Source organism: Streptomyces niveus, assembly GCF_001723055.1.
GTDB lineage: Bacteria > Actinomycetota > Actinomycetes > Streptomycetales > Streptomycetaceae > Streptomyces > Streptomyces niveus.
Genome location: NZ_MDCR01000055.1, coordinates 1 through 13,798 on the forward strand (window position 1 = coordinate 1; position 13,798 = coordinate 13,798).

Genomic DNA, 13,798 nt, shown 5'->3' on the forward strand with positions numbered 1-13,798 from the left:
ACGGCGGTGACCAGGAACATGACCCAGGGTATGAGGGCGATCCTGCCGCGCACCGCCTTCACGGCGGCGTTGACGAGCCAGTCGACGGTGCCGTTGCTCTTCGCGATTCCGAACAGCAGCGTGACGCCGACCAGTACGACGAACAGATCACCGGGAAAGCCGGAGAAGATGTCGTCGCTGGACTCGTTCGCCACCGTGGAACCGACGATGAACGCGGCGACGATCGCGAGTACGCCGAGGTGGACCGCCGAGAAGGTCGCGAGGGCGAAGATCAGTACGAGGGCGATGATGGAGATGACTTGATCTGACACGAGGGCTCCCTTGCCGTCGGCAGAAGGTCATGCCGCGCCGCACCGGGGCACGCTGGCGCCCTGGCGCGTCGGCGCATGACGAGGGGTGCACGCGGCACTGGAGATGCCGGGATACGAGACGGCGCGTGAACGACTCCCCCACAGCCCTGGAGCAACCCAGGAGTGGGCAAATCATTCCGCCAGACGGAAATTGATTTCCGCAGTCGGGAGTATTGAAGAGCTTTTCCGGCGGCGTCAAGGGTCGTGCGGGATTCCTTCGCGCCGGACGCGACGGGGATCCGTCCGGCCCGGCGGTGCTCCGGCGAGGACGCCGGCCCCTCTCGTACGACGGGAACGAGGCGGCCCCGGCCCTCTGCGTGAAGCCGCCTCACACCGCTCAATCCCGTTCACCCACCCGGCCGTTCATCCCTGGCGGGAGTGGCCCAGCGCCGCGCTGACCTGCCGCGCCGTCTCGCTGACCAGCCTGCCGTGGGCGACGGCCGACTCGGGGGTCATCCGGCTCGTCGGCATGTTCACGCTGATGCTCGCGATCGGCGTACCCGCCTCACCCAGGACGGGGGCCGCGACGGCGGAGACGTCGTCACGCCACTCGCCGCCGTTGGTCGCGTAACCCCGTTCCCGGATCAGCGCCAGCTCGGCGCGCACCGCGTCGTGGTCGACGACGGTGGCGGCGGTGAACTCCTCCAGCCCCGCCGCCAGTCGGCGCTCGACCACCTCCGGCGCGCTCGCGGCAAGCAGCGCCTTGCCGTTCGCGGAGGCGTGGAAGGGCAGATGCGTGCCCAGCGCCAGGATGATCCGGACCGCCTTCGACGTCTCCAGGCGCTCGATCAGCACCACCTTGTCGCCGTCCGGGACCGTCAGATGGACCGTCTCGTCGGTGCGCCTGCGCAACTCCTCCATGAACGGCACCGCCACGTCGCGCAGGCTCAGTTCGCCGGTGGCACGGCGTCCGACCTGGAGCGCCTTGGTGGTCAGGACCCAGCGGGTGACCTCGCCGCCGGCCGGGCGGATCCAGCCCGCGGCGTCCAGGGTGCGCAGCGCCCGCTGCGCCGAGCTCTTGGGCAGATCGAGGGCGCGGGCGAGGTCCGCGACACCCACCGGCTGCCGCGCCGCGACCTCTTCCAGGACCCGAAGTGCGTTGAGAACGCTCTGCATCCGTTGACTCCCACGTGGTTGGCTCATATGCTCCGCCGTGCCATCTTACGACACACCGTGCCACATAGTGGCACGCTTTTCAAGGGAGTTGGCCACCGTGACCACTCGCACCGGGCGGCACTTCTTGCAGATCCCCGGCCCCACCAACGTCCCCGACCAGGTGCTTCGCGCCATGTCGGCACCGACGATGGACCATCGCGGCCCCGAGTTCGCCGCGTTCACCACCAACCTGCTCGCCCGGCTCGGGCCGGTCTTCGGCGCCTCGGGACCCGTCGTGGTCTTCCCCGGCTCCGGGACCGGGGCGTGGGAGGCGGCCCTCGTCAACACCCTCAGCACCGGCGATCGCGTACTGCACGTGGAGACCGGCCACTTCGCCACCCTCTGGCAGCGCATGGCGACCGAACTCGGCCTCTACGTCGACTTCGTGCCGGGCGACTGGCGGCACGGCGCCGACCCGGAGGCCGTCGCCGAACGCCTGGCGGCCGACACGGCTCGTACGATCAAGGCCGTCTGCATCGTGCACAACGAGACGTCCACCGGTGTCACCAGCCGGGTGCCCGAGATCAGGCGGGCGATGGACGCGACGGGACATCCGGCGCTGCTCCTCGTCGACACCATCTCCTCGCTCGGCTCGATCGACTACCGGCACGACGAGTGGGGGGTCGACGTCACGGTGGCCGGCTCCCAGAAGGGGCTGATGCTCCCGCCGGGCCTGAGCTTCAACGCGGTCAGCGAGAAGGCACTCACCGCCTCCCGCACCTCGGGACTGCGCACCTCGTACTGGGACTGGCAGCCGATCATCGAGGCCAACCGGCGCGGCTTCTTCCCGTACACCCCCGCCACCAATCTGCTGTACGGGCTGGACGAGGCCCTGCGGATGCTCGCGGCGGAGGGGCTGCCCGCCGTCTTCGCCCGGCACGACCGGCATGCCGCCGCCACCCGGGCGGCCGTGCGGGGCTGGGGACTTGAGGTGCTCTGCGCCGACGAGCGCGAACACTCCTCCGCGCTCACCGCCGTCCTCGTGCCCGAGGACGTGGACGCCGACAAGGTGCGGGAGATCATCCTCGAACGGTTCGACATGTCCCTGGGCGCCGGACTGGGCAAGCTGGCCGGGCGGATCTTCCGGATCGGCCACCTCGGGCACTTCAACGACCTGACCCTCGCGGGCACGCTCGCCGGGGTCCAGATGGGTCTTCAACTGGCAGGCGTACGCGTCGATCCCACCGGGCTCAACGCGGCGCTGGACGTCCTGAGCGCGGGCTGACACACCGAGGAGGTTGACCTGCATGACCATCACCAGGGGCGAGCGCCCCGCCCACGAGAGCGCGGAGAACCAGGAGCTGGCCCGCACGCTCCAGCGGGATCTCGCCAGGGATCTCGACGGAGAGGTCCAATTCGACGACTACACAAGGCAGTTGTTCGCACGCGACGCGAGCATGTACGCGATCACGCCGCTCGGGGTGGTCTTCCCGCGCAACGCCGACGACGTCGCCGCCGCGGTCGCGGCAGCCGCCGCGCACCAGGTGTCCGTGGTGCCGCGCGGCGCCGGGACGAGCCTGGCCGGCCAGACCGTCGGCCCCGGCCTGGTCCTGGACCTGTCGCGGTACATGAACAACATCGTGGAGCTGGACGCCGGCAGCGGTACGGCGCTGGTCGAGGCCGGAGTCGTACAGGACCAGCTCAACCGCGCCGCGAGCCCCTGGGGGCTGATGTTCGGCCCGGACACCTCGACCAGCAACCGGGCCACCATCGGCGGGATGATCGGCAACAACTCGGCCGGCAGCGGATCCGTACGCCACGGCATGACCATCGACCACGTCCGCGAACTCGACGTGGTGCTCTCGGACGCGAGCCGGGTCCGCCTCGACCGCGTGGACGAGGCGACACGCGCGCAGCGGGCCACGCGCCCCACCCTGGAGGGCGCGCTCTACCGGGAGCTGCCCGAGATCGTCCGGGCCAACTACGCGGCCATCGCGGACGGCTTCCCGGCCCACTGGCGCCGCGCCTGCGGCTACCGGCTGGACCGGCTGGCGCGCGAGGACACCGTCTTCGACCTGGCCAAATTCGTCGTCGGCTCGGAAGGGACACTCGCCGTCGCGACCAGCGCGCTGGTGGACCTGGTGCCCAAGCCGAGCCGTACGGTGATCGCCGTCGGCCACTTCACCTCCGTGGCCGGGGCGATCGACGCGACGCAGGACGCGCTCGCCTGCGATCCGGCCGCCGTGGAACTGATGGACCGGACGATCCTCGACCTGTCCCGCCGCAAGATCGAGTACGCGTCCCTGGGCGACCTCCTGAACGGGGATCCCGAGGCGCTGCTCTTCGTCTCCTTCAGCGGTGACGACGAGGCCGAGCTGCTGGGCCAGTTGAAGCGGCTGACCGGGCTCTGGTCCCGGAACGGACACGGGTACCACACCCTGCGGGCGGTCACCCCGGCCCAGCAGGCGTCCCTGCTGAAAGTCCGCAAGGCCGGGCTCGGCCTGCTGATGGCGGCGAGCGAGGGCACAAGGCGACCGCTGGCCTTCGTGGAGGACACCGCCGTCGATCCCATCCATCTCACCGAGTACACCCGCAGGTTCAAGGAGGTCCTCGACCGGCACGAGATGACGGCCGGTTTCTACGGGCACTGTTCGGTCGGCTGTCTGCACATCCGGCCGTATCTCGACCTCACCGACCCGGCGGACGTGGTCAAGATGCGCAGCGTCGCGGTGGAGATCAAGGATCTCGTCGCCGAGTACGGCGGCGTCAACTCCAGCGAGCACGGCGACGGGCTGGCCCGGAGCGAGTTCAACCGGGAGATCTTCGGCGACGCGCTGTACGACGCGATGCGGCAGGTCAAGAAGCTCTTCGACCCGGACAACGTGCTCAACCCCGGCAAGATCGTGGACGCCCCGTCCATGACTGACAACCTGCGGGACGCGGCGCTGCCGCCCGCCGAACCCCTGCGCACCCGGCTCTCCTTCGAAGTCATCGGCGCGGGCGCGGGCTCCGCCGACGGCACGGGCGCCATGCGCGCGGCGGCGGACCGGTGCATGAACATCGGCCTGTGCCGTAAGTCCGGCAGCGGCACCATGTGCCCCTCGTACATGGCCACGCGCAAGGAGGAGGACTCCACCCGCGGCCGGGCCGCCGCCCTGGTCAAGGCGCTGTCCGAACCGGACCCGCGCGCCGCGCTCGGGGACGAGCGGCTGCACGAGGTCCTGGACCTGTGTCTGATGTGCAAGGCGTGCAAGAGCGAGTGCCCCCTCGGTGTCGACATGGCGACCCTCAAGAGCGAGGCGCTCTCGCACCACCACGACATCCACGGAGTGCCGCTGCGCTCCCGGCTGTTCGGGTCGATCCGGTTCCTGAACCGGCTGGGCTCGGCGACCGCGCCGCTGTCCAACCTGCCGGGGCGCATCCCGCTGGTGCGCCGGCTGATGGACCGTACGGTGGGCATCGCCCCGGCGCGACCGCTGCCCGTCTTCGTACGGCAGAACCTGACGCGCTGGTTCCGGCGCCGTAAGACCACCACCCATCCCATCACCCAGGGCACCGTCACCTATCTCGCCGACTCCTTCACCACCTTCACCGAGCCGGACATCGGGCGGGCGGCCGTCCAGCTGCTGGAGCTGTCGGGGTGGGACGTACGGCTGGAGAGCGGGGTCTGCTGCGGCAGGTCGAGTCTCTCCAAGGGTCTGGTGGACGACGCGAAGAACAAGGCCCGCCATCTGGCGGACACCCTCAGCAAGGCGACGGAGGCGGGCTCGCCGGTCGTGGGCTGCGAGCCCTCGTGCCTGATGACGCTGCGCGACGAGCATCTGTCCCTGCTGCCGGACGACCCGGCGGTCAAGGACATCGCCGGGCGGGTGCGCCAGGTCGAGGAGTTGCTGGTCGAAGCCATCGACGACGGGCGGCTGCGACCGCGCGAGGACTCCTGGCTCGCCGGGCGCACGCTCGTCTACCACGGCCACTGCCACCAGAAGGCGGAGGTGGGCACGGCGGCGACCGTCGCGCTGCTGAACCGGATCCCCGGGGTGTCGGTGGTCGAACTGGACGCCGGATGCTGCGGGATGGCGGGATCCTTCGGCTTCGAGTCGGAGCACTACGATGTGTCGATGACGGTGGGCGAGGACCGGCTCTTCCCCGCGATCACGGCTGAGCCGGCGGAGACGGTGGTGGTCGCCACGGGCGTGTCCTGCCGGCAGCAGATCTTCCACGGGACGGCGCGGGACGCCTGGCACCCCGTCCAACTGCTGTGGGAGGCGGTGACATCCGAGTGACCACCGTTTTATCCGGAAGTTCGGATTCAGGACCTGACGAGCGAATGGTCCCCTACCCTCAAGATCGGCCTCCGGGGGGAGGCTGATCACCAAGGAGGGGAACATGTCGAAGATTTCCAGACGTTCGCTGCTGGGCTACTCGGGAACAGCCGCGGCGGGGGCGGTACTTGCCTCGTCGGCCACGCCCGCCTCAGCCGCGACGGAGGAGGCGGGGGACGCCGGGGCGGCAGCGGCGGTCGAGTTTCAGAACGGCACCGAATTCTCCGGCTTCAGCAGAGTCATCACCAACGAGGCATCACTGCGGGTGACCTTCAGCATCGCGATCGAAGAGGCCCCCGCGGCGAACAGGATCTCCGCTCTCGAGGTCGCGGAGGCGCTGTCCGCGCTCGCCGAGGCACGCGGCTGGTCCCCGATAACGTTCTACGGCACCCCGCCGCCCGCCCCGCTGAACTGACGTCCGGGGTGACGACGGCCGGTCCCGAACCGTCGGGGTTCGGGACCGGCCGTCCTCGTACTCAGCCCAGATGAAGGATCTCATCCAGCGGCGCTCCCTCACCGATCCGGCGAAGGAGCCCTGGTTCCGCGCGGTCCGACCGCTCCGTCAGGTGCAGCACGCCGGCCAACGTGTCGGGTGCCAGTGCGATCACACCGTTGGCGTCGCCGAGGATGACGTCTCCCGGCTCGATCCGCGCCCCGCCGACTTCGACGGGGACCTGCCGGTGCCCTCGTTCGCCGTCGAGCCGCTTGGTGGTGAGGCAGGTGGTGCCGCGCGCGTGGACGGGAAGGCCCGTCCGGGGATCCTGGAGCGCGTCGATGTCGGTGACCGCTCCGTCCACGACGATCCCTGAGGCCCCACGGGCTCGCGCTGCGGCGGCCGTCACCGCTCCGACGACCGCGTGTGTGTGGTCACCACCCGTGTCGATGACCAGCACCGCGCCCGGGCGGAGCGCGACGATCGCCCTGTTGACCGTCGCGGCGTCCGGTTCGTGGAGCGCGAGCGTGGCGGCGATGCCGATCATGCGCCGCGCGAGCCCGAGCCGCTGGACGGACAGATCCAGGAATCCCTGCTCCAGGAAGTGGCCGAGAGTCGGGAAGTCGACCTCGGCCGCACGCGCGAGGAGAGCGGCGTTCGGCCCGGGGCCCGTACCGGTGCGCGCTGTCGTCGTCACGCGTCTGCCTCGGGAGGGACGACGGCGATGCAGTCAATCTCCATCGAAACGCCCCACAGCCCCACACACACGGTCGTCCGTGCGGGGCGGCTGGAGGCCATGAACCTCTCGTACACACGGTTGTAGGTACCCAGTTGATCGAGATGGCTGAGGTACGCGTGGACCTTCACGATGTGCTCCAGACCGGAACCGGCGGCGGTCAGCACGGCTTCGAGATGGCCGAGCGTCGCGTACACCTGGTCCTCGAAGCTTCCGGCCTCCTCCCCCGGCGCGGCCGGGATCTGCCCTGTCGTGAAGACGAACCCGCCGGCCGACGTGGCCTGGACGTACGGTCCGACGGCCGCCGGGACACCGGGGGCCGACGCGAAGCGCGCTATGCCGCTCATACGCGGGCCTCGGCGTCCGCCGTCACGGATACGGACGCGGAGACGGACGCGGCATCGCCCTCACCTTCACCCTCGCCCCCGTCCTCGGAGATGCTTCCGAACCGCGTCTCGGAGAGCAGGAACAGCGCGATCAGCGACGCCGCCGAAGCCGCGAGTATGTACCAGGCGATCGACGAGCTGTTGCCCGTGAGCGACAGCAGCCACAGGGTGATCACCGGTGTCGCGGCGGATCCCAACAGGCCGGACAGCATGTACGCGACGGAGAGACCCGAGTATCGAACCCGGGCGCCGAAGAGCTCGGCCAGGAATGTCGCGATGGGGCCGTAGTTCGCGGAGAAGGCGGCGGCCATCAAGGCGTACGCCACGAATACGAGCGGCGCCGAACCGGTGTCGAGAAGCCAGAAGAACGGGAAGGCGAGAAAGGCCTCCGCGGCAACGCCGGCGTAGATGACGGGCTTGCGCCCGAAGCGGTCGGACAGGTGGCCGAAGAAGGGGATCAGTACGAAGGCGATGGCACAGGCCGCCATGACCGCCCAGAGCATCAGACTCTCCGAGTGACCGAGTTCGTCCGTTCCATAGTTCACACCGGAGGTGATCAGCAACGTGAAGGTCGAGCCGGTGGAGAGCGTCGCGATGCCGCCCAGCAGGACCTGGCGCCAGTACCGGCGCATCAGGGCGACAAAGGGAATCCTGGCCTTCGCGCCCGCCTCGCGGACGGCCTGGAAGGTCGAGGTCTCCTCGATGTTCAGCCGGATGTAGATACCGACGCAGACGAGGACCGCGGAAAGCAGGAACGGAATCCGCCAGCCCCAGGAGTGCAGTTCGGCCGAGCTCGTCTGCCAGGCCACCAGCAGGAAGACACCGTTCGCGAGGAGCGTTCCGATCGGTACACCGATCTGGACCGTCGAGCCGAAGAAGCCCCGTCGGTCGGCCGGCGCGTGTTCGACCGTCATCAGGACGGCACCGCCCCATTCCCCGCCGAGGGCCAGGCCCTGGACGACCCGCAGAGCGAGCAACAGGAAGGGCGCCGCGACGCCGATGGTGTTGTAGTCCGGCACGAGGCCGATCGCGAAGGTCGCGATCCCCATCATCATGAGGGATGTGAGCAGCATGGATTTGCGGCCGATCCGGTCACCGAAGTGGCCGAAGACCACGGCGCCGACCATCCGTGCGAGATAGGCGGACGCGAAGGTGAGGAAGGCCAGGATCGTGCCGACCGTGCCGTCGAGCTGCGGAAAGAAGATCTTGTCGAAGACGAGCGCGGAGGCGGTTCCGAAGACGAAGAGGTCGTACCACTCGACGGTCGTGCCGATCACGCTCGCGACGGCGATCTTGCGCATCTTCCGCGGGTCGGACGGGCGGGAGGCTTCGGACAGGGCTGGTTCGGGGATGCGGGTCGTCATGGAGAGCTCCGTTTCGGGCACGGGTCGTCGACGGCTCAGCTTGCGCGGAATGGATTGGTCCACCTTGAGTCCCGCCCAGGACGCCCGCAAGAAGCATTCGTACACCATTGACCCCGCCTGGATGTGCAACTGAACATTCTGCCCTCCGAGGGTTCCGCTCTTGCATCTGTCCCCCACCGGCCCCGTGCGACGAGACCTCCCGAGCGGTTTCGGCGGGGCGAATGCCCCGTTACGGACCGATGACATCCTCTGCGGGTGTGCACATGCACCGTGAAGTGACGTCAACACGGATGAGTACGTCCAGTGCCCCGGGCGAGGGTGGTCCCGAGAATGGGAAGGAAAACGCCGCCCCGAGAAGGAATGAGCAGCGATCGTGAACGTCGAATCTCCCCCGCGGTCCGTATCGGCCGGTCATCTGATCGTCGGCCAACTGGAGCGAGAGGGAATCCGCCGCGTGTACGGCGTTCCCGGGGAGTCCTACCTCGATGTGCTCGACGGTCTCCACGACTCGCCCATCTCCACAGTCGTGACGCGGCACGAGGGCGGCGCGGGGTTCATGGCGCTGGCCGAAGGCCGACTGACGGGACGCCCCGGCGTCGCGCTCGTCACCCGGGGGCCCGGCGCGGCGAACGCCTTCATCGCAGTCCACACCGCACACCAGGACGCGACCCCGCTGCTGCTCCTCGTCGGCCTGATCCCCGTACCGGACCGGGGCAGGGAGGCGTTCCAGGAGTTCGACCTCACGGGGTGGTTCGGCAGCACGGCGAAGAGGGTCGTCACGCTGGACGACCCCACGGCCGCGGCCCGGGTGGTCGCCGAATGCCTCCACACCGCCCGGAGCGGACGCCCCGGTCCCGTCGTGATCGGTCTCCCCGAGGACGTCCTCGCCCGTACGGCCTGTGCGTCCCGCACCGTCGAACCGCTCCGCGTGGCCCGTCCGCACGCGTCCGATTCGCAGCTCAAGGAGTTGGCCGACCGGATCGAGGGCGCTCGGAGGCCGCTCGTCGTCGTGGGCGGCGAGGGGTGGACCGCCGAGAGCGGCGAGGCCCTTGTCCGGTGGGCGGCGGCGCGTTCAGTGCCCGTGGTCGCCGACTTCCGCGCGTACGACGCGGTGCCCCATGAACTCGACGGTGGCGACGCCTTCGTCGGATCGCTCGGGTACGGCCGCGGTGCGCATACGGCGGCGCTGCTGGAAACGGCCGATCTCACGGTCTTCCTCGGGACGCCGCGCTCCGACGTCCTGAGCGACGGCTACCGGCTGGGACTCGACTCGCAGACGGTGCTCGTCCTGCCCGGCGACGCACTCGGACACGCGGGCCGTGTCGACCAGTTCATCGCGGCGCATGCGCCGGACCTCGCACTCGATCTCGCGGCGACCGCCCTTTCGGCGACGCCACGGACATCAGAGGTGTCGGGGGTGTCGGCCGTGTCCGCAGCCGTGTCCGCGGCGGTGGACGAGCGCCGGTTCGCGGCGGCGCGGGAAGAGTATCTCCGGTTCAGCACCCCTGCGCCCGCCGCCGCCACGGCGAGCGGCTACGTCGACATGACCGAGGTGATGGCGATCCTGCGCGCCGAACTCGCGCCCGACGCCGTCATCACCTTCGGCGCCGGGAACCACGCGCTGTGGCCGGCCCGCTACCTGCCCCACCGGTCCCCGGCGTCGCTCGTGGCACCGCGGAACGGTGCGATGGGGATGGGCGTACCGGCCGCCGTCGCCGCCTCCCTCGCGTTTCCCGGCCGGGAGGTCGTCTCCGTCGCGGGCGACGGCTGCTTCATGATGAACGGTCAGGAAATCGCAACCGCGGTGGGATACGGGGCGACCCCGATCATCCTCGTGGTCGACAACGGCTGCTTCGCCACGATCCGGGAGCACCAGGAGAACACCTATCCCGGACGACCGTCGGGGACGCACCTGACCAATCCCGACTTCGCCGCGTGGGCCCGTTCGTACGGCGCCTTCGGCGAACGTGTCGCCTCTGCGGAGGACTTCCGGGACGCATTCCTGCGCGCCCGTGCGAGCGGGCTTCCCTCCGTACTCCATCTGTTCCAGGACCCGTCTGTACGCACCCCGTCCTCGGCTGCCTGAACGGCGGCAGCCCGCACACCCGACCGCATGCCCGCGACCGCACGACCGCACGACCCGAGAGGAAACACAGTGACGTCAACGACCGAGTCCGACGAGGCGTTCATCAGGGACTTCGCCACGATGAGCGGTTTCGGCTCGACGCCCGCGGGAGGTGTCGACCGGCAGGCGGCGAGCGAGGCCGATGTGCACCAGCGGCGCTGGTTCGCGGGGCGCCTCGAAGCGTACGGCCTGCGGGTCGAGTACGACCGGATCGGCAATCAGTTCGGTCTGCTGGAGCGCGTTCCGGGCGCGCCCTACGTGGTCGTCGGTTCGCATCTGGACTCCCAGCCGACGGCGGGCAGGTTCGACGGAGCGTACGGCGTGCTCGCCGCCGCTCACGCGGCGTTCCGGCTGGCCGAGGAGTGGGAACGCGCCGGGGAGGTACCCCGGTTCAACGTCGCCGTCGTGAACTGGTTCAACGAGGAGGGCTCGCGCTTCGTCCCCTCCATGATGGGCAGTTCGGTCTTCACCCGGAAACTGCCCCTGGACAAGGCCCTCGCGACGCGGGACCGCGCCGGCGTATCGGTCCTGGAGGCCATGGAGCCGACCGGATTCCTGGGCGAGGGCGACGGGCCCACGCCCGCTTTCTGCGCGGAGATCCATATCGAGCAGGGCCGTGATCTGGAGAACTCGGGCACGACGATCGGCCTCGTCACCGCCAGCTGGGCGGCGAACAAGTACGAGTTCGTCGTGAACGGCGATCAGGCGCACTCGGGCGCGACGCTGATGGAGGACCGCCGCGACGCGCTGCTCGGCGCGTCCATGCTCGTCGTCGCGGCGCGCGAGATCGCGAACCGTTTCCCGGGTGTTCTGCACACCTCGGTGGGACAGCTCGACGTCTACCCCAACTCGCCGGTGGTCGTGGCCTCGCGGGTCTCCCTCCTGCTAGATCTCCGCTCCGCCGACGAGTCCGTCCTGGCGAAGGCCGACGAACTCCTGCACAGCGAGATCGCGCGGATCGAGGAGACCGCCCGTGTCACGGTCGAGCGCCGCCCCTCCCACAGCTGGGGTGTGACGCGCTATCAGCGGGAGGGGGTCGAGCTGGCCCGGCGCGCCGCCGGTCGGCTCGGTCTGTCGCACACCGACATCATGACGGTGGCGGGCCACGACTCCATCAACATGAAGGATCTCGTGCCGACGGTGATGCTCTTCGTTCCTTCGTCGGAGGGGATCTCGCACAACGAGTTCGAGTTCACCACCGACGAGGACATGCTCGCCGGGCTGAGGCTACTGACGGAGGTCGTACGAGGACTGGCGGCCGGCGAGCTCAACTCCTGACCCCGCCGGGCGGGTTCACGCCCACGCGTCCCGGTCGGTAGCCGACCGGGACGCGTGGCAGCTCCGGTGGACGGCGGCGTGGTGACCTTGGCGGTAGCGGGCGACGGCGGCGATGTGAGGGCAGAAGTACCCCACCCACGGAGGCGCGGGCAGGGGTACTCCGTACTGCGGCCCTCGGTCAGGGGGCGGTGTGGGACACCATCACATGCTTGACGCGGGTGTAGTCCTCGACGCCGTAACGGCTGAGGTCACGCCCGGTTCCGGACTGCTTGTAGCCGCCGTGCGGCAGCTCGGCGAGGATCACCTGATGGCAGTTGAGCCATACGCAGCCGAAGTCCAGGTCCGCGCTGACCCGCGTAGCCCGGCCCAGATCTGCGGTCCACACGCTGGAGGTCAGACCGAAGTCGACGCCGTTCGCCATTGCCAGAGCCTCCTCCTCCGTGTCGAAGGGCTGGACGGTGACGACCGGGCCGAAGGTCTCGTGCTGGACCACGTCGTCGTCCTGCCGTACGCCGGAGACGACCGTGGGTGCGAAGAAGTAGCCGGGCCGATCCAGGCGGGCTCCGCCCGTCTCCACGACCGCGTGCGCCGGGAGTCCTTCGACGACCGCCGCGACCCGTTCCGCCTGGTCGGCGCTGTTGAGGGGGCCGTAGAAGGCGTCTTCCGACGGGGCACCGGTCGGGGTATCGCGCGCCGCGGCGACGAGCGCGGCGAGCAGGGCGTCATGAGCCTCGCGCTGCACAAGTACGCGGGTGACGGCCGTACAGTCCTGGCCCGCGTTGAAGAACGCGGCATCGGCCAGGGCGCGGGCGGTACGTACCGGATCGGCGTCCGCGAAGACGACGGCGGGGGCCTTCCCGCCGAGTTCCAGATGGACGTTCTTCAGGTCGGCCGCGGCGGCGCTCATCACCTGGGAGCCGGCCCGGGTGCTGCCGGTGATCGACACCATGTCCACGTCCGGGTGGGCGACCAGGGCACGGCCGGTGTCCCGGTCGCCGCAGACGATGTTGACGACGCCGGGCGGGAAGACCCGGGCGGCCAGCTCACCGAGCAGCACGGTGGACCACGGAGTGGTGTCGGACGGCTTCAGGACGACCGTGTTGCCGGCCGCGAGGGCGGGGCCGAGCTTCCACACCGCCATCATCAGCGGGTAGTTCCACGGCGTCACCTGGCCGATGACACCGACCGGCTCGCGCCGGACGTACGAGGTGTGCCCCTCGGCGTACTCGCCACCCGCCAGACCGTCCAGTACCCGCGCGGCACCGGCGAAGAAGCGCAGTTGGTCGACACAGCGGTCGATCTCCACGACGCGTGTGGCCTCCGACGGCTTGCCGGTGCTCCGCACCTCTGCCGCCAGCAGGTGGTCGGCGTGCTCGGCGACGAGGTCGGCGAGACTCAGGAGGGCCGTCTGGCGCTGGGCCGGCGTCCAGCGACGCCACGAGACGAAGGCGCGACGGGCCGCCGACACGGCGGCGTCGACGTCTGTCGCGGACGACCGCGGCGCGCTGCCGTAGACCTCGCCCGTGGCCGGATCGGTCAGCTCCATGCGCGCCGCGACCTCGACCCTCTCGCCGTCGATGATGTTGTGCAGAGTCAGGTCGGACATGCTGATGCTCCTCGCGCGGGTAGTCGGCCGTGCTCCGGGGAGACAAGTCAGATGCACTGTCCGGGCCTCCTTCGGGACATGGCACAGTACGGTTTCCGTACGT

At 69.8% G+C, this 13,798-nt stretch carries 11 protein-coding genes; 5 read left to right on the forward strand and 6 right to left on the reverse strand.

Going from position 1 to position 13,798, the window contains the following annotated elements:
• Positions 1 to 311, reverse strand: a 311-nt coding sequence (locus BHU15_RS08215; RefSeq protein ID WP_497209736.1) for a transporter permease, incomplete at its 3' end; no start/stop codon positions are given.
• 402 nt (positions 312 to 713) lie between these two features.
• Complete coding sequence (locus BHU15_RS08220; protein WP_069626577.1) at positions 714 to 1,466, reverse strand: IclR family transcriptional regulator; 753 nt, start codon at positions 1,464 to 1,466, stop codon at positions 714 to 716.
• A 97-nt stretch (positions 1,467 to 1,563) separates the two neighbouring features.
• Here BHU15_RS08220 and BHU15_RS08225 point away from each other — a divergent pair, with 97 nt between their 5' ends.
• From BHU15_RS08225 to BHU15_RS08235, 3 genes are all read left to right on the forward strand, one after another.
• Positions 1,564 to 2,730, forward strand: a complete 1,167-nt coding sequence (locus BHU15_RS08225) for a pyridoxal-phosphate-dependent aminotransferase family protein (RefSeq protein ID WP_069626578.1) — start codon at positions 1,564 to 1,566, stop codon at positions 2,728 to 2,730.
• A 22-nt stretch (positions 2,731 to 2,752) separates the two neighbouring features.
• On the forward strand, positions 2,753 to 5,728 hold the full coding sequence (locus BHU15_RS08230) for an FAD-binding and (Fe-S)-binding domain-containing protein (RefSeq protein ID WP_069626579.1): 2,976 nt from the start codon (positions 2,753 to 2,755) through the stop codon (positions 5,726 to 5,728).
• A gap of 103 nt (positions 5,729 to 5,831) precedes the next feature.
• The gene (locus BHU15_RS08235) at positions 5,832 to 6,182 is read left to right on the forward strand and encodes a twin-arginine translocation signal domain-containing protein (RefSeq protein ID WP_069626580.1); all 351 of its coding nucleotides are present in this window, start codon (positions 5,832 to 5,834) and stop codon (positions 6,180 to 6,182) included.
• Between the two features lie 61 nt (positions 6,183 to 6,243).
• Here the strand turns inward: BHU15_RS08235 and BHU15_RS08240 are convergent, their stop codons facing one another.
• The 3 genes from BHU15_RS08240 to BHU15_RS08250 are packed head-to-tail and all read right to left on the reverse strand — an operon-like array spanning position 6,244 to position 8,686.
• Positions 6,244 to 6,897: an RraA family protein gene (locus BHU15_RS08240; RefSeq protein WP_069626581.1), complete on the reverse strand. Its 654-nt coding sequence runs from the start codon at positions 6,895 to 6,897 to the stop codon at positions 6,244 to 6,246.
• Entirely contained in the window at positions 6,894 to 7,283 is a 390-nt protein-coding gene (locus tag BHU15_RS08245) for a RidA family protein (protein ID WP_079127996.1), read from the reverse strand. Before BHU15_RS08245 ends, BHU15_RS08240 begins: the two co-directional genes overlap by 4 nt.
• Positions 7,280 to 8,686, reverse strand: coding sequence for an MFS transporter (locus tag BHU15_RS08250; protein WP_209269224.1), 1,407 nt, complete (start codon positions 8,684 to 8,686; stop codon positions 7,280 to 7,282). Before BHU15_RS08250 ends, BHU15_RS08245 begins: the two co-directional genes overlap by 4 nt.
• A 373-nt stretch (positions 8,687 to 9,059) precedes the next feature.
• On the opposite strand from BHU15_RS08250, the gene BHU15_RS08255 reads away from it, so the two are divergent.
• Together BHU15_RS08255 and BHU15_RS08260 are read left to right on the forward strand one after the other, a co-directional pair.
• Entirely contained in the window at positions 9,060 to 10,772 is a 1,713-nt protein-coding gene (locus BHU15_RS08255; RefSeq protein ID WP_255293061.1) for a thiamine pyrophosphate-dependent enzyme, read from the forward strand.
• A gap of 69 nt (positions 10,773 to 10,841) precedes the next feature.
• Positions 10,842 to 12,089, forward strand: a complete 1,248-nt coding sequence (locus tag BHU15_RS08260; RefSeq protein ID WP_247748803.1) for a M20 family metallo-hydrolase — start codon at positions 10,842 to 10,844, stop codon at positions 12,087 to 12,089.
• Between the two features lie 178 nt (positions 12,090 to 12,267).
• Here the strand turns inward: BHU15_RS08260 and BHU15_RS08265 are convergent, their stop codons facing one another.
• Positions 12,268 to 13,695 (reverse strand): gamma-aminobutyraldehyde dehydrogenase, encoded by a 1,428-nt coding sequence (locus BHU15_RS08265; RefSeq protein WP_069626584.1) that lies wholly within the window; start codon positions 13,693 to 13,695, stop codon positions 12,268 to 12,270.
• Positions 13,696 to 13,798: the final 103 nt, after the last annotated feature.